Below are 14754 nucleotides of genomic sequence, written 5' to 3'. Positions count from 1 at the left end.
AAGCATGTCACGCGTCGCTAAGAACCCCGTTAAGCTGCCAGCCGGTGTCGAAGTCAAATTCGCAGGCCAACAGCTTTCGGTGAAGGGTGCCAAGGGTACTCTTGAACTGAACATCCATTCGTCCGTTGAGATCGTTGAAGAAGCTGGTGAGCTGCGTTTCGCTGCTCGCAATGGCGATCAACAAACTCGCGCAATGGCCGGTACCACGCGTGCGTTGGTAAACAACATGGTCCAGGGCGTAAGCCAAGGCTTCGAGCGTAAGCTCCAGCTGGTCGGTGTTGGTTACAAAGCGCAAGCAAAAGGCACGGTTCTGAACCTTGCCCTTGGCTTCTCGCACCCAGTGGATTACGAACTGCCGGAAGGCATCACCGCTGAGACCCCTAGCCAAACCGATATCCTGATCAAGGGTATTGATAAGCAGCTGGTAGGTCAGGTGGCCGCTGAGATCCGCGACTTCCGTCCACCAGAGCCGTACAAAGGCAAAGGTGTGCGCTACGCGGACGAAGTCGTCCGTCGTAAAGAAGCCAAGAAGAAGTAGGGCATAGCAAATGACCGACAAAAAAGTTACTCGACTGCGTCGCGCTCGCAAAGCACGCCTGAAAATGCACGAACTCGAAGTCGTGCGTCTCTGCGTGTTCCGCTCGTCGCAGCACATCTACGCCCAGGTCATCTCGGCCGACGGCAACAAAGTCCTGGCAAGCGCCTCGACTTTGGATAAAGAACTGCGTGATGGTGCCACTGGCAACATCGACGCGGCCACTAAGGTTGGCCAGCTGGTCGCTACGCGTGCTAAGGCCGCCGGCGTCTCGCAAGTGGCTTTCGACCGCTCTGGCTTCAAGTACCACGGCCGCGTGAAAGCGCTGGCTGATGCTGCTCGTGAAGCTGGGCTGGAGTTCTAAGTTATGTCAAATAACGACCAAAAGCGCGACGAAGGCTACATTGAGAAGCTGGTTCAAGTTAACCGCGTAGCCAAAACCGTTAAAGGCGGCCGTATCTTCACTTTCACCGCGTTGACCGTGGTTGGTGATGGTAAAGGGCGCGTTGGCTTCGGCCGTGGCAAGTCACGTGAAGTGCCTGCTGCGATCCAGAAGGCAATGGAAGCTGCTCGTCGCAACATGATCCAAGTTGATCTGAACGGCACCACTCTGCAGTACGCAATGAAGTCCGCTCATGGCGCTTCGAAGGTGTACATGCAGCCTGCCTCTGAAGGTACCGGTATCATCGCTGGCGGCGCTATGCGTGCTGTTCTCGAAGTTGCTGGCGTTCAGAACGTTCTGGCCAAGTGCTACGGCTCGACTAACCCGGTAAACGTGGTTCACGCCACTTTCAAGGGTTTGAAGGCTATGCAATCTCCTGAGTCGATCGCTGCCAAGCGTGGCCTGACTGTCAAGGAGATCTTCTGATCATGGCTACCGTTAAAGTAACGCTGATCAAAAGCATGACCGGCCGCATCCCTAACCACAAACTGTGCGTTAAAGGTTTGGGTCTGCGTCGCATCGGTCACACTGTAGAAGTCCAGGATACTCCCGAGAATCGCGGGATGATCAACAAGGCTTACTACATGCTGCGTGTAGAGGGTTAATCGATGAAACTCAATGATCTGAGTCCAGCGCCGGGTTCCCGTCGCGAAAAGCATCGTCCGGGCCGTGGTATCGGTAGCGGTTTGGGTAAGACTGGTGGCCGTGGCCACAAAGGTCAAACCTCCCGCTCCGGTGGCACCATCGCTCCAGGCTTTGAAGGCGGTCAACAGCCGCTGCATCGTCGCCTGCCTAAGTTCGGTTTCGTATCCCTGAAAGCCATGGATCGCGCAGAAGTGCGTCTGTCCGAGCTGGCTAAAGTGGAAGGCGACATCGTTACTGTGCAGACCCTGAAAGATGCCAACGTGATCAACGTCAACGTACAGCGTGTGAAAATCATGCTGTCCGGTGAAGTGACTCGCGCTGTCACTATCGGCAAGGGAATCGGCGCCACCAAAGGTGCGCGTTCGGCTATCGAAGCAGCTGGCGGCAAGTTCGAGGAATAAATGGCTAAGCAAGGTGCTCTCTCAGCGCTCGGCAAAGGCGGTATGTCTGAACTTTGGGCTCGTCTGCGTTTTCTGTTCCTGGCGATTATCGTCTACCGAATAGGCGCACACATCCCGGTTCCAGGTATCAACCCGGACCGACTCGCAGACCTGTTTCGACAGAATGAGGGGACCATTCTTAGCTTGTTCAACATGTTTTCCGGCGGCGCGCTGGAACGGATGAGCATCTTTGCACTGGGGATCATGCCGTACATTTCGGCATCGATCATCATGCAGCTGATGACCGCCGTCAGCCCGCAGCTGGAGCAGTTGAAGAAGGAAGGTGAAGCTGGCCGTCGCAAGATTAGCCAGTACACCCGCTACGGCACTGTCGTCCTCGCCCTGGTTCAAGCTATCGGCATGTCCGTTGGTCTGGCAGGGCAGGGCGTTGCGTTCACTGGTGACTTTGGCTTCCATTTCGTCGCGGTATCCACATTTGTGGCTGGTGCGATGTTCATGATGTGGCTGGGTGAGCAGATTACTGAGCGCGGTGTTGGCAACGGTATCTCGATGTTGATTTTCGCAGGTATCGTTGCCGGTCTTCCGAGGGCAATCGGGCAGTCTTTCGAGTCTGCGCGTCAGGGTGATATCAATATCTTCGCCCTGGTTGCCATCGGATTGCTGGCAGTAGCGATTATCGGTTTTGTGGTGTTCATTGAGCGTGGCCAGCGTCGTATTGCTGTTCACTACGCCAAGCGTCAGCAGGGCCGTAAGGTATTTGCTGCGCAGACCAGCCACTTGCCGCTGAAAGTGAATATGGCCGGTGTTATTCCGGCAATTTTCGCGAGCAGCATCTTGCTGTTTCCGGCTTCGTTGGGTACCTGGTTTGGTCAGTCTGAAAATATGGGCTGGCTGCAGGACCTCTCTCAGTCGATCGCTCCTGGTCAGCCGTTGAATATTCTGCTGTTTAGTGCAGGGATTATTTTCTTCTGCTTCTTCTATACGGCGTTGATGTTCAATCCGAAAGACGTAGCGGAAAACCTGAAGAAGTCCGGTGCCTTTATTCCGGGCATCCGTCCAGGTGAGCAGTCGGCACGCTACATTGATGGCGTTCTGACTCGTTTGACCCTGTTCGGTGCTCTATATATGACGGCCGTGTGCTTGTTGCCCCAGTTCCTGGTGGTTGCAGCAAACGTTCCGTTCTACCTTGGCGGGACCTCGTTGCTGATCGTGGTCGTGGTTGTGATGGACTTCATGTCCCAAGTACAATCGCACCTCGTTTCGCACCAGTATGAATCCCTGATGAAGAAAGCCAACCTGAAGGGTTACGGCAGCGGCATGTTGCGCTGAGTACCCATAAGGTTCGAGGAGTTGGTGATGAAAGTTCGTGCATCGGTGAAAAAGCTGTGCCGTAACTGCAAGATTATTCGCCGCGAAGGTGTTGTTCGAGTAATTTGCAGCGCGGAACCGCGTCACAAACAGCGCCAAGGCTGAGTGTGATCCGCTTGAAGCCCGGCAGCTAGTGCGCTGCCGGGTTGATTATTTGTTATTACAGCGATATTATCTCGCGCCCTATTTCTTGGCTTCCGGGGCGTAGGTAGCTGTCAATTGGAGTCCCACTGAATGGCCCGTATTGCAGGCGTTAACATTCCAGATAACAAGCACACTGTTATCTCGCTGACCTACATCTATGGTGTTGGTCGCACTACTGCGCAGAAAATTTGCGCAGTTGCTGGGGTAAACCCAGCCGCTAAGATCAAGGATCTGAGCGACGAGCAGATTGAACAGCTGCGTGGCGAAGTGGCGAAGTTCACCACTGAAGGTGATCTGCGTCGCGAAATCAACATGAAAATCAAGCGTTTGATGGACCTCGGTTGCTATCGCGGTCTGCGTCATCGTCGTGGTCTTCCAGTACGCGGTCAGCGTACCAAGACTAACGCGCGTACCCGTAAAGGTCCGCGTAAGCCGATCCGCAAGTAATCGCCCCAGCGAATCGACAGGAAAATTATCATGGCAAAACCTGCTGCTCGTCCTCGTAAAAAAGTTAAAAAGACAGTGGTTGATGGCATCGCCCACATCCATGCATCTTTTAACAACACAATCGTGACCATCACCGACCGTCAAGGTAACGCGCTTTCTTGGGCTACCTCCGGTGGTTCGGGTTTCCGCGGTTCCCGCAAATCCACCCCGTTTGCTGCTCAAGTAGCTGCTGAACGTGCTGGTCAAGCTGCGCTGGAATACGGCCTGAAAAACCTCGACGTTAACGTCAAAGGTCCAGGCCCAGGTCGTGAGTCTGCTGTCCGTGCTTTGAACGGCTGTGGCTATAAGATCGCCAGCATCACCGACGTGACGCCAATCCCGCACAACGGGTGCCGTCCGCCGAAGAAGCGCCGCGTGTAATCCAGGAGATTGTAAAGAATGGCTCGTTACATTGGTCCAAAATGCAAACTCGCTCGTCGCGAAGGCACCGATCTCTTCCTGAAGAGCGGCGTGCGCGCGATCGAATCGAAGTGCAACATTGAAGCAGCACCTGGTATCCACGGCCAACGCCGCGGTCGCCAGTCCGATTACGGCACCCAACTGCGTGAAAAGCAGAAGGTTCGTCGTATCTACGGCGTTCTCGAGCGTCAGTTCAGCGGCTACTACAAAGAAGCTGCTGGCAAGAAAGGTGCAACTGGTGAAAACCTGCTGCAACTGCTCGAATGCCGTCTGGACAACGTTGTATACCGTATGGGCTTTGGTTCGACTCGCGCCGAATCCCGTCAGCTGGTATCGCACAAATCCGTCAGCGTAAACGGCCAAACCGTTAACGTCCCGTCCTACCAGGTTCGTGCTGGTGACGTGGTCGCGATTCGCGAGAAAGCAAAAAACCAACTTCGCATTGTCCAAGCTCTCGATCTGTGTGCCCAACGTGGCCGCGTAGAATGGGTAGAAGTAGACACTGAGAAGAAGTCGGGCGTTTTCAAGAACGTTCCTGCTCGCAGTGATCTGTCCGCCGACATCAACGAAAGCCTGATTGTCGAGCTCTACTCCAAGTAAGGGCTAGAAAATAGGTGCATCCATGCAGATTTCGGTAAATGAGTTCCTGACACCCCGCCACATTGATGTGCAGGTTGTCAGTCCAACCCGCGCCAAAATTACTCTCGAGCCTCTCGAGCGTGGTTTTGGCCACACCCTGGGCAACGCGCTGCGCCGCATCCTGTTGTCCTCAATGCCCGGCTGTGCAGTAGTCGAGGCCGAGATTGACGGTGTGCTCCACGAGTACAGCGCCATCGAAGGTGTACAGGAAGACGTAATTGAAATCCTGTTGAACCTTAAAGGTCTGGCTATCAAGCTGCACGGCCGTGACGAAGTTACGCTGACCTTGTCGAAGAAGGGTTCGGGGGTGGTTACCGCTGCCGATATTCAGCTGGATCATGATGTCGAGATCGTTAACCCCGATCACGTAATCGCTAACCTGGCGTCTAACGGCGCCCTGAACATGAAGCTCACCGTAGCTCGTGGTCGTGGTTATGAACCGGCCGACTCGCGTCAGAGCGATGAAGACGAAAGCCGCAGCATTGGTCGCTTGCAGCTTGACTCTTCGTTCAGCCCGGTTCGCCGTATCGCATACGTGGTGGAAAACGCCCGTGTCGAGCAGCGTACTAACCTGGACAAGCTGGTTATTGATCTGGAAACCAACGGTACTCTGGATCCTGAAGAGGCTATCCGCCGCGCTGCAACCATTCTGCAACAGCAGTTGGCTGCGTTCGTCGACCTCAAGGGTGACAGCGAACCAGTGGTAATCGAGCAAGAAGACGAGATCGATCCGATCCTGCTTCGCCCGGTTGACGATCTGGAACTGACTGTACGTTCGGCTAACTGCCTTAAGGCGGAAAACATTTACTACATCGGCGACCTGATTCAGCGTACCGAAGTAGAACTGTTGAAGACTCCGAACCTGGGCAAGAAATCCTTGACTGAAATCAAGGACGTTCTGGCCTCCCGCGGTCTGTCCCTCGGCATGCGCCTCGACAACTGGCCGCCTGCAAGTCTTAAGAAGGACGACAAGGCGACTGCCTGATCGTCGTAATCACCGAACGTGAGTTTGGTAAGGAATGAACCATGCGTCATCGTAAAAGTGGTCGTCACCTGAGCCGTACCAGCTCGCACCGCAAGGCCATGTTCCAAAACATGGCGGTGTCGCTGTTCGAGCACGAGCTGATCAAAACTACACTGCCGAAAGCTAAAGAACTGCGTCGCGTTGCTGAGCCGCTGATCACTTTGGCCAAGACAGACAGCCTGGCTAACCGCCGTCTGGCTTTCGACCGTACTCGTTCGAAAGCTATCGTTGGTAAGCTCTTCAACGACCTGGGCAAGCGTTACGCTACCCGTGAGGGTGGCTACCTGCGCATCCTCAAGTGCGGTTTCCGCGCTGGCGACAACGCGCCTATGGCGTACGTCGAGTTGGTTGATCGTGCTACTGCTGGCGAAGCTGTATCCGCCGAGTAAGACGTCAGTCTGAATCAAAGAACCGGGCCTAGTGCCCGGTTTTTTGTGCGCGTTATAAAAGCAAGTGAGGTATTAGCTGCCACAACGGACGCTCGTGGTTATCGACACTGAAGTTTTTAGTAGTAATTTTCTATTGCCGCTTACGATTTAATGAATTTGTACACGTCATGTTGATGATCAATACTTCCCCCAGGCCGATTAGCCGGCAGTTCCAAGTCCGACCTGAGGAAGATTGCGCATGAGCCAGAATAAAGTCCTTACCACCGCCAGCGGCGCACCCGTTGCGGATAACCAGAATTCTCGTTCCGCCGGCCCGCGTGGCCCCTTGTTGCTCGATGATTTCCACTTGATCGAGAAGCTCGCTCATTTCAACCGTGAAAACATCCCGGAGCGCCGTGTGCACGCCAAAGGTTCGGGTGCATACGGTACGTTCACCGTCACAAAAGACATCACCCAATACACCAGCGCCAAGCTGTTCGAATCGGTTGGCAAGCAGACACCGACGTTCCTGCGTTTTTCCACTGTTGGTGGCGAGCGCGGTTCGGCTGACACTGAGCGCGATCCACGTGGCTTCGCCTTGAAGTTCTACACCGAAGAAGGCAACTGGGACATCGTCGGTAATAACACCCCTGTGTTCTTTATCCGTGACCCACTGAAGTTCCCGGACTTTATCCACACCCAGAAACGCCTGCCGCAAAGCAACCTGAAAAGCGCGCAGATGATGTGGGACTTCTGGTCGCACTCTCCAGAGGCGCTGCACCAGGTCACCATCCTGTTTTCGGACCGTGGTATTCCAGACGGCTACCGTCACATGCATGGCTTTGGTAGCCACACTTACAGCCTGATCAACGCCCAGGGCGAGCGTCATTGGGTGAAGTGGCACTACAAGACCAAGCAAGGTATCAAGAACCTGGCGCCGGCCGAAGCTGCACGCCTGGCCGGTACCGATCCTGATTACGCCCAGCGTGATCTGTTCGGTGCGATTGAGCGCGGTGACTTCCCGAAATGGCGCGTGTGCATCCAGATCATGACCGAGGCTCAGGCAAATGCTCATTACGAAAACCCGTTTGATGTGACCAAGACGTGGTCGCAAAAAGAGTTTCCGTTGATCGAAGTGGGTGAGTTGGAACTCAACCGCAATCCGCAGAACTATTTCGCTGAAGTGGAGCAGGCCGCGTTCGGCCCAAGCAATATGGTCCCAGGTGTTGGCCTGTCGCCAGACCGTATGCTGCAAGGTCGGGTTTTCGCCTACGCAGATGCTCACCGCTATCGCGTCGGCACCAATCACCAACAGTTGCCTGTGAATGCGCCACGCAGCCCGGTGAACAGCTATCAGCGCGACGGTTCGATGGCGTTCGGCAGTAACGGTGGTGCGGCTCCCAACTACGAGCCAAACAGTTATGCCGATGCGCCAAAGCAAGCCCCGCAGTACGCTGAGCCAGCACTGGCCCTGAGCGGCGCAGCGGATCGTTACGATCACCGTGAAGACTCTGACTACTACAGCCACGCCGGCGCGCTGTTCCGTCTGATGAACGACGAGCAGAAAGCGTTGCTTACCAGCAACATTGCCGGAGCAATGGGCGGCGTTTCCAGCGATGTGGTCCAGCGTCAATTGCAGCACTTCTACAAGGCCGACCCGGCTTACGGAGAAGCAATCGCAAATGCACTGGGTGTATCGCTTAACTGACTCTAAACGATAAGCAGAACCGCCCTCATTTGGGCGGTTTTTGCGTTATTTCAGCTACTTTTCTCGGAAAATCTTCACTTTTCTGCCGTTGATCCCGTGACCTTCAAGTCATCATGGTTCAAACTACAGACTTTCAAGCAGGGAGATGTAGGGCGATGCAAGGTCACCCCGACGTAATCGATTACCTCAACACGTTGCTGACGGGCGAACTGGCAGCTCGTGACCAATATTTCATCCATTCGCGCATGTACGAAGATTGGGGCTTTACCGAGCTCTACGAACGTATCAATCACGAGATGGAAGAAGAGGCACAGCACGCCGACGCACTGATGCGCCGTATCCTGATGCTCGAAGGCACGCCGCGTATGCGCCCTGATGATCTGGACGTGGGCACCACGGTACCTGACATGCTGGCTGCCGATCTTCGCCTCGAGTACAAGGTCCGTGCCGCACTCTGCAAAGGCATTGAGCTTTGCGAGCAGCACAACGACTACGTTACCCGGGAAATACTGCGGGTGCAGTTGAATGACACCGAAGAAGACCACACCTACTGGCTTGAAAAGCAGTTGGGCCTGATCAAGTTGATCGGCCTGGAGAATTACCTGCAATCGCAGTTCTGATTCCAGGCTACGAAAAAGCCCTTGTCACCGTGAAGTGACAGGGGCTTTTTAGTGAGCCCGAAAAATCAGGCTCGGTCGCGCGCCAACAGTGGCTTCAAGTAGTAACCCGTGTGGGACTGCGGCATCTCGGAAACTTGCTCCGGTGTGCCCACCGCGATGATCTGGCCACCCTTGGAGCCGCCTTCCGGCCCCAGGTCCACCAGCCAGTCAGCCGTCTTGATCACATCAAGATTGTGCTCGATCACCACCACGGTATTTCCGTGGTCCCGCAGGCGGTGGAGCACGTCCAACAGCTGTTGGATATCCGCGAAGTGCAGGCCGGTGGTCGGCTCGTCCAGGATGTAGAGGGTCTTGCCGGTATCACGCTTGGACAGCTCGCGAGACAGCTTGACCCGCTGCGCCTCACCACCTGACAGCGTGGTCGCCGATTGCCCCAGCTTGATATACGACAGACCTACATCCATCAGCGTCTGCAGTTTGCGCGCCAGCGCTGGCACCGCGTCGAAGAATACCCGCGCTTCCTCGATGGTCATCTCCAGGGTTTCGTGGATGCTCTTGCCCTTGTACTTGATCTCCAGCGTTTCACGGTTGTAGCGCTTGCTCTTGCACACGTCACACGGCACGTAGATGTCCGGTAGGAAGTGCATTTCAACCTTGATCAGGCCATCGCCCTGACAGGCCTCACAGCGCCCGCCCTTGACGTTGAACGAGAACCGACCAGGCCCATAGCCCCGCGAGCGGGACTCTGGAACACCGGCGAACAGCTCGCGAATCGGCGTAAACAGCCCGGTGTAGGTGGCCGGGTTGGAGCGCGGCGTACGCCCAATCGGGCTCTGGTCGATATCGACCACCTTGTCCAGGTGCTCAAGGCCCTTGATGCTGTCGTGGGCCGCCGCTTCCAGGGTGGTCGCGCCGTTCAGGGCGGTGGCACTCAGTGGGAACAGCGTGTTGTTGATCAGCGTTGACTTGCCCGAACCGGAAACACCGGTCACACAGGTCAGCAGGCCCAGCGGGATTTCCAGGTCGACATTACGCAGGTTGTTCCCGCGCGCGCCCTTGAGGTGCAGGGCCATCTTCTTGTTGCGCGGCGTACGCTTGGCGGGCACTTCGATCTTCACTCGACCAGACAGGTATTTGCCGGTCAACGAATCAGGATGTGCCATCACTTCGGCAGGCGTACCCTCGGCAACAATATGCCCACCATGCACACCCGCCCCCGGGCCGATATCGACCACGTAGTCGGCCAGGCGGATCGCGTCTTCGTCATGCTCGACCACAATGACCGTATTGCCGATATCCCGCAGGTGTTTCAATGTGCCCAGCAGGCGGTCGTTATCCCGTTGGTGCAAGCCAATCGACGGCTCGTCGAGGATATACAGAACGCCTACCAGGCCGGCACCAATCTGGCTGGCCAAACGGATCCGCTGCGCCTCACCACCAGACAAGGTATCGGCGCTACGGTCCAGGGAGAGATAGTCCAGGCCAACGTTAACCAGGAACTGCAACCGCTCGCGAATTTCCTTGAGGATCTTGTCGGCAATTTCCCCGCGACGCCCGGTCAGCTTGAGCACACCAAAGTATTCACAAGCATCGCCAATCGGCAGGTTGGTCACCGCCGGCAATGTCTTTTCGCCTACCCACACATGCCGTGCTTCACGGCGCAGGCGCGTGCCACGGCAATCCGGGCAGGGCTGTGTGCTGAGGAACTTCGCCAGCTCCTCGCGCACGCTCGCCGATTCGGTTTCGCGGTAGCGGCGTTCCAGGTTCGGCACGATGCCTTCGAATGGGTGCGAGCGCTTGACGATATCGCCGCGGTCGTTCAGGTACTTGAAATCGACATTCTGCGAACCACTGCCGTGGAGGATGACCTTCTGCTGGTCTGCCGGCAGTTGGTTGAATGGCACCTCCAGGCTGAACTTGTAATGGGACGCCAACGAACCCAGCATCTGGAAGTAGTAGACATTGCGCCTATCCCAACCACGTATCGCCCCCTCGGCCAGGGTCAGGTCGCCATTGACCAGGCGCTTGATATCGAAAAACTGCTTCACACCCAGGCCATCGCAAGTCGGGCAAGCGCCGGCCGGGTTGTTGAAGGAAAACAGCTTGGGTTCCAGCTCGCTGATGGCATGGCCACAGATCGGGCAGGCGAAACGCGCGGAGAAGATAATCTCTTCGCCCGGCTCGTCGTCCATTGGCGCCACCAGGGCAATGCCATCGGCCAGCTTCAGCGCGGTTTCGAACGATTCCGCCAATCGCTGCTGCAGGTCGGCGCGCACCTTGAAGCGGTCGACTACCACATCAATGGAGTGCTTTTTCTGCTTGTCGAGCTTGGGCGCTTCATCCAGCTCATAAAGCTTGCCGTTGATGCGCGCACGCACGAAGCCTTGGGCACGCAGCTCTTCGAAGACTGAAAGGTGTTCACCCTTGCGCTCGCGAATTACCGGCGCCAGCAGCATCAGCTTGGCGCCTTCCGGCTGGGCCAGCACCAGGTCGACCATCTGGCTGACGGTCTGGGCTTCGAGCGGAATGTCGTGGTCCGGGCAGCGGGGGATACCCACGCGGGCGTACAGCAGGCGCAGGTAGTCGTAGATCTCGGTAATGGTGCCCACGGTGGAGCGAGGGTTGTGGGAGGTCGACTTCTGTTCGATGGAGATCGCCGGCGACAGGCCTTCGATGGTGTCGACGTCGGGCTTTTCCATCATTGACAGGAACTGCCGGGCATAGGCCGACAGGGATTCGACATAGCGACGCTGACCTTCGGCATAAAGCGTGTCGAACGCCAGGGACGACTTGCCGGAGCCGGACAAACCGGTGATGACGATCAGTTTGTCCCGGGGCAGGGTCAGGTCGATGTTCTTCAGGTTGTGGGTTCTAGCCCCACGAATCAGGATCTTGTCCAAGATGGCCTCGCACGGCGGGCGTAAATAATGCCGGAGTATACGGCTAAAGACTGGATGAATATACACTGTCAAAAGGCCGCTTGCAGCCTTACATGAAAGCTGCGCGGCAAAGCGCCGCATATACCCTCTCAATCGATGGGACTGGTAGAATCGCCGCCGGTTCACACGAGGTTTTTCCATGCACGATCCCCACAGCGAACGCATGAGTAGCGGCGAGACCCGAGCGGCAAGCGGTCTGGCCCTGGTGTTCGCCTTCCGTATGCTGGGCATGTTTATGGTGTTGCCAGTGCTGGCGACCTATGGAATGGATCTCGCAGGCGCGACCCCCGCTTTGATCGGCCTCGCGATTGGCGCCTATGGCCTGACCCAGGCGATATTCCAGATCCCGTTCGGGATCATTTCCGACCGTATTGGCCGTCGCCCGGTGATTTACCTGGGGCTGATCGTGTTCGCCCTTGGCAGTGTGCTCGCAGCCCAGTCGGATTCGATCTGGGGCGTGATCGCCGGTCGTATCCTGCAGGGCGCCGGTGCGATTTCCGCCGCGGTCATGGCATTGCTGTCCGACCTGACCCGCGAACAACACCGCACCAAGGCCATGGCCATGATCGGCATGACCATCGGCCTGTCGTTTGCCGTGGCCATGGTGGTCGGCCCCTTGCTGACCCGCGCGTTCGGCTTGCACGGTCTGTTCCTGGCCACTGGCGGCATGGCGCTGTTCGGTATCGTGATCGTGGCCTTTATGGTGCCGCGCTCCACTGGCACGTTGCAGCACCGTGAGTCGGGCGTCGCCCGCCAGGCATTGCTGCCGACGCTCAAGCACCCGGACCTGCTTCGCCTGGATTTGGGTATCTTCGTGTTGCACGCCATGCTGATGTGCAGCTTCGTTGCCTTGCCCCTGGCCCTGGTGGAAAAAGCCGGGTTGCCCAAGGAACAGCACTGGTGGGTGTATCTCACCGCACTGCTGATTTCGTTCTTCGCCATGATCCCGTTCATCATCTATGGCGAGAAGAAACGCAAAATGAAACGAGTTCTGCTCGGTGCCGTCGCGACGCTGATGCTGACTGAGCTATTCTTCTGGAAGTTCGGCGATAGCCTGCGAGCACTGGTGATCGGCACGGTGGTGTTTTTCACCGCATTCAACCTGCTGGAAGCATCGCTGCCGTCGCTGATCAGTAAGGTTTCACCGGCCGGAGGCAAGGGCACGGCCATGGGGGTGTATTCCACCAGCCAGTTCCTCGGCTCTGCATTGGGCGGCATCATGGGCGGCTGGATGTTCCAGCATGGCGGTTTGTCGGTTGTGTTCCTCGGATGCGCCGGGCTGGCTGCACTTTGGCTGGTCTTTGCTGTTACCATGCGCGAACCTCCCTACGTCACAAGCCTGCGTTTGCCGCTATCGCCCGAGGCGATCCGCGAAGCCGGTCTGGTAGAGCGCCTGAAGGCCGTCGTAGGGGTAACGGATGCAGTTGTGGTCGCTGAAGAGGCGGCCATTTACATCAAATTGGACACCGAATTATTGGATCGCGCGACGCTCGAGCAACTGGTCAACCCAGTGCCGACAGCGCGCCCAGCCTAGGAGAACGTTATGGCCCGTGGGGTTAACAAAGTCATATTGGTCGGTACTTGCGGCCAGGATCCCGAAGTTCGCTACTTGCCTAACGGTAACGCCGTGACCAACCTGAGTCTGGCGACCAGCGAACAGTGGACCGACAAGCAGACCGGCCAAAAGGTCGAGAAAACCGAATGGCACCGTGTGTCGATGTTCGGCAAGGTCGCAGAGATCGCCGGTGAGTACCTGCGCAAAGGTTCGCAGGTCTACATCGAAGGCAAACTGCAAACCCGCGAGTGGGAAAAAGACGGTATCAAGCGTTACACCACCGAAATCGTGGTCGACATGCAAGGCACCATGCAACTGCTGGGCGGTCGTCCACAGCAGGGCGACCAACAAGGCGGGGGCAACAACTACCAGCAGTCCGCTCCGGCCCCACGCCAGCAGGCTCCGCGCCCGCAGCAGTCGGCACCGCAACAGTCGCGCCAGGCACCGCCTCCACAGCAGGCTGCTCCTCAACCGGCCCCGGATTTCGACAGCTTTGACGACGATATCCCGTTCTGAGGTCTAAGCCCCCGGAACAAACAAAACCCCCGATAGCGAAAGCTTCGGGGGTTTTTTGTGGCCTATACGCAGGTGCTGCGCACGGGTTCTCCGTGCACCGGCGGCACTCCAAACCTGGCATTTGTTCTCTTGAGTCACAAGATTTAGGCTGTAGCCAACCTCTCAAACGAAGGAAAGCCGTGATGACCTGGTCCGCCAAGCAATACACGATGTTCGAACAGCAGCGCACTCGCCCCGTTCGTGACCTGGTGGCGGCTATTCCCTCTACTGACGTACGCACAGCCATTGACTTGGGTTGTGGGCCGGGTAACTCCACTGAAGTGCTGGCTGAGCGTTTCCCCCAAGCGCACGTCACCGGCATCGACAGCTCCGATGACATGCTGGTCGATGCCCGTAAACGTCGACCGGCGTTGAACTTCGAGCTGGCCGATATCGGTGCCTGGAGTCCAGCCCAAACCTTCGATGTGATCCTGGCCAATGCCTCACTGCAATGGCTGCCCGACCACGCCACGCTCTACCCGCACTTGGTCAACCAACTGAACCCGGGCGGTACGCTGGCGGTGCAAACGCCAGACAACCTTGACGAGCCCGCCCACCGCCTGGCCCGCGAAATCGCGGCCGATGGCCCATGGTCCGCGAAGATCGGCGCGATCAGACACAACGAACGGCACACTGCGAGCTACTACTACGAACTGCTGAGCAAGCATTGCAGCACCGTGGATATATGGCGCACCACTTATCAGCACCCGCTGGTAGGTCACGCGGCGGTGGTGGAGTGGTTCAAGGCGTCGGCATTGCGGCCCTTTCTAGCGCCGTTGACCGACGATGAAAAAGCCGCGTTCCTACAGGAATACCAGGCGCGAATCATCCAGGCTTATCCAGCCCTGGCCGATGGCACCGTACTGCTGCCATTCCCGCGCCTGTTCATCATCGCTACACGCTAA

The 14754-nt window shown here is 57.0% G+C and carries 18 protein-coding genes; 17 read left to right on the top strand and 1 reads right to left on the bottom strand.

Annotated features, from left to right (window positions below; translation table 11 throughout):
* The first annotated feature begins 4 nt into the window (after nt 1-4).
* The 14 genes from rplF to bfr all read left to right on the top strand — a co-directional run bounded on the left by rplF (nt 5) and on the right by bfr (nt 8800).
* On the top strand, nt 5-538 hold the full coding sequence (gene rplF / locus FRT59_RS26500) for a 50S ribosomal protein L6 (protein WP_003176412.1): 534 nt from the start codon (nt 5-7) through the stop codon (nt 536-538).
* Between the two features lie 10 nt (nt 539-548).
* Nucleotides 549-899: a 50S ribosomal protein L18 gene (rplR, locus tag FRT59_RS26495; protein ID WP_003186037.1), complete on the top strand. Its 351-nt coding sequence runs from the start codon at nt 549-551 to the stop codon at nt 897-899.
* 3 nt (nt 900-902) lie between these two features.
* A complete protein-coding gene (rpsE, locus tag FRT59_RS26490; protein WP_003176409.1) occupies nt 903-1403 on the top strand; it encodes a 30S ribosomal protein S5 in 501 nt (166 codons plus the stop codon).
* A 2-nt stretch (nt 1404-1405) separates the two neighbouring features.
* Nucleotides 1406-1582, top strand: coding sequence for a 50S ribosomal protein L30 (gene rpmD, locus FRT59_RS26485; RefSeq protein ID WP_003176408.1), 177 nt, complete (start codon nt 1406-1408; stop codon nt 1580-1582).
* A 3-nt stretch (nt 1583-1585) separates the two neighbouring features.
* Complete coding sequence (gene rplO, locus FRT59_RS26480; protein WP_003176407.1) at nt 1586-2023, top strand: 50S ribosomal protein L15; 438 nt, start codon at nt 1586-1588, stop codon at nt 2021-2023.
* Nucleotides 2024-3352, top strand: a complete 1329-nt coding sequence (gene secY / locus FRT59_RS26475) for a preprotein translocase subunit SecY (protein WP_003194637.1) — start codon at nt 2024-2026, stop codon at nt 3350-3352.
* A gap of 27 nt (nt 3353-3379) precedes the next feature.
* A complete protein-coding gene (rpmJ, locus tag FRT59_RS26470) occupies nt 3380-3496 on the top strand; it encodes a 50S ribosomal protein L36 (protein ID WP_002555468.1) in 117 nt (38 codons plus the stop codon).
* Nucleotides 3497-3625: 129 nt separating this feature from the next.
* Nucleotides 3626-3982 (top strand): 30S ribosomal protein S13, encoded by a 357-nt coding sequence (gene rpsM / locus FRT59_RS26465; RefSeq protein ID WP_003194635.1) that lies wholly within the window; start codon nt 3626-3628, stop codon nt 3980-3982.
* Between the two features lie 30 nt (nt 3983-4012).
* The gene (rpsK, locus tag FRT59_RS26460) at nt 4013-4402 is read left to right on the top strand and encodes a 30S ribosomal protein S11 (protein ID WP_002555466.1); all 390 of its coding nucleotides are present in this window, start codon (nt 4013-4015) and stop codon (nt 4400-4402) included.
* An 18-nt stretch (nt 4403-4420) separates the two neighbouring features.
* Nucleotides 4421-5041, top strand: a complete 621-nt coding sequence (gene rpsD, locus FRT59_RS26455; RefSeq protein WP_003210056.1) for a 30S ribosomal protein S4 — start codon at nt 4421-4423, stop codon at nt 5039-5041.
* A 22-nt stretch (nt 5042-5063) separates the two neighbouring features.
* Nucleotides 5064-6065, top strand: coding sequence for a DNA-directed RNA polymerase subunit alpha (locus FRT59_RS26450; protein ID WP_003176403.1), 1002 nt, complete (start codon nt 5064-5066; stop codon nt 6063-6065).
* 41 nt (nt 6066-6106) lie between these two features.
* On the top strand, nt 6107-6493 hold the full coding sequence (rplQ, locus tag FRT59_RS26445; protein ID WP_003176402.1) for a 50S ribosomal protein L17: 387 nt from the start codon (nt 6107-6109) through the stop codon (nt 6491-6493).
* Nucleotides 6494-6731: 238 nt separating this feature from the next.
* Nucleotides 6732-8180 (top strand): catalase, encoded by a 1449-nt coding sequence (locus tag FRT59_RS26440; protein WP_153872793.1) that lies wholly within the window; start codon nt 6732-6734, stop codon nt 8178-8180.
* A 155-nt stretch (nt 8181-8335) separates the two neighbouring features.
* Complete coding sequence (gene bfr / locus FRT59_RS26435) at nt 8336-8800, top strand: bacterioferritin (RefSeq protein ID WP_003176400.1); 465 nt, start codon at nt 8336-8338, stop codon at nt 8798-8800.
* Between the two features lie 65 nt (nt 8801-8865).
* Here bfr and uvrA read toward each other — a convergent pair whose 3' ends face one another.
* Nucleotides 8866-11700, bottom strand: coding sequence for an excinuclease ABC subunit UvrA (gene uvrA / locus FRT59_RS26430; RefSeq protein WP_034116047.1), 2835 nt, complete (start codon nt 11698-11700; stop codon nt 8866-8868).
* Between the two features lie 178 nt (nt 11701-11878).
* Here uvrA and FRT59_RS26425 point away from each other — a divergent pair, with 178 nt between their 5' ends.
* From FRT59_RS26425 to tam, 3 genes are all read left to right on the top strand, one after another.
* Nucleotides 11879-13273 carry an MFS transporter gene (locus FRT59_RS26425; RefSeq protein ID WP_034116046.1) on the top strand — a complete coding sequence of 465 codons (1395 nt, stop codon included), beginning with the start codon at nt 11879-11881 and terminating at the stop codon, nt 13271-13273.
* Between the two features lie 9 nt (nt 13274-13282).
* Nucleotides 13283-13810 carry a single-stranded DNA-binding protein gene (locus tag FRT59_RS26420; RefSeq protein WP_010467282.1) on the top strand — a complete coding sequence of 176 codons (528 nt, stop codon included), beginning with the start codon at nt 13283-13285 and terminating at the stop codon, nt 13808-13810.
* A 182-nt stretch (nt 13811-13992) separates the two neighbouring features.
* The gene (gene tam, locus FRT59_RS26415; RefSeq protein WP_153872792.1) at nt 13993-14754 is read left to right on the top strand and encodes a trans-aconitate 2-methyltransferase; all 762 of its coding nucleotides are present in this window, start codon (nt 13993-13995) and stop codon (nt 14752-14754) included.

This window comes from Pseudomonas haemolytica, from assembly GCF_009659625.1.
GTDB classification, from domain to species: Bacteria; Pseudomonadota; Gammaproteobacteria; order Pseudomonadales; family Pseudomonadaceae; genus Aquipseudomonas; species Aquipseudomonas haemolytica.
The sequence above is the reverse complement of the archived record's forward strand: the minus strand, read 5'-3'. Positions and strand labels throughout refer to the sequence as shown.

Bases quoted from the DNA above. Each gene is read 5' to 3' on its own strand.
- rplF (WP_003176412.1), top strand. From the start codon at position 5: ATGTCACGCGTCGCTAAGAACCCCGTTAAGCTGCCAGCCGGTGTCGAA.
- rplR (WP_003186037.1), top strand. From the start codon at position 549: ATGACCGACAAAAAAGTTACTCGACTGCGTCGCGCTCGCAAAGCACGC.
- rpsE (WP_003176409.1), top strand. From the start codon at position 903: ATGTCAAATAACGACCAAAAGCGCGACGAAGGCTACATTGAGAAGCTG.
- rpmD (WP_003176408.1), top strand. From the start codon at position 1,406: ATGGCTACCGTTAAAGTAACGCTGATCAAAAGCATGACCGGCCGCATC.
- rplO (WP_003176407.1), top strand. From the start codon at position 1,586: ATGAAACTCAATGATCTGAGTCCAGCGCCGGGTTCCCGTCGCGAAAAG.
- secY (WP_003194637.1), top strand. From the start codon at position 2,024: ATGGCTAAGCAAGGTGCTCTCTCAGCGCTCGGCAAAGGCGGTATGTCT.
- rpmJ (WP_002555468.1), top strand. From the start codon at position 3,380: ATGAAAGTTCGTGCATCGGTGAAAAAGCTGTGCCGTAACTGCAAGATT.
- rpsM (WP_003194635.1), top strand. From the start codon at position 3,626: ATGGCCCGTATTGCAGGCGTTAACATTCCAGATAACAAGCACACTGTT.
- rpsK (WP_002555466.1), top strand. From the start codon at position 4,013: ATGGCAAAACCTGCTGCTCGTCCTCGTAAAAAAGTTAAAAAGACAGTG.
- rpsD (WP_003210056.1), top strand. From the start codon at position 4,421: ATGGCTCGTTACATTGGTCCAAAATGCAAACTCGCTCGTCGCGAAGGC.
- FRT59_RS26450 (WP_003176403.1), top strand. From the start codon at position 5,064: ATGCAGATTTCGGTAAATGAGTTCCTGACACCCCGCCACATTGATGTG.
- rplQ (WP_003176402.1), top strand. From the start codon at position 6,107: ATGCGTCATCGTAAAAGTGGTCGTCACCTGAGCCGTACCAGCTCGCAC.
- FRT59_RS26440 (WP_153872793.1), top strand. From the start codon at position 6,732: ATGAGCCAGAATAAAGTCCTTACCACCGCCAGCGGCGCACCCGTTGCG.
- bfr (WP_003176400.1), top strand. From the start codon at position 8,336: ATGCAAGGTCACCCCGACGTAATCGATTACCTCAACACGTTGCTGACG.
- FRT59_RS26425 (WP_034116046.1), top strand. From the start codon at position 11,879: ATGCACGATCCCCACAGCGAACGCATGAGTAGCGGCGAGACCCGAGCG.
- FRT59_RS26420 (WP_010467282.1), top strand. From the start codon at position 13,283: ATGGCCCGTGGGGTTAACAAAGTCATATTGGTCGGTACTTGCGGCCAG.
- tam (WP_153872792.1), top strand. From the start codon at position 13,993: ATGACCTGGTCCGCCAAGCAATACACGATGTTCGAACAGCAGCGCACT.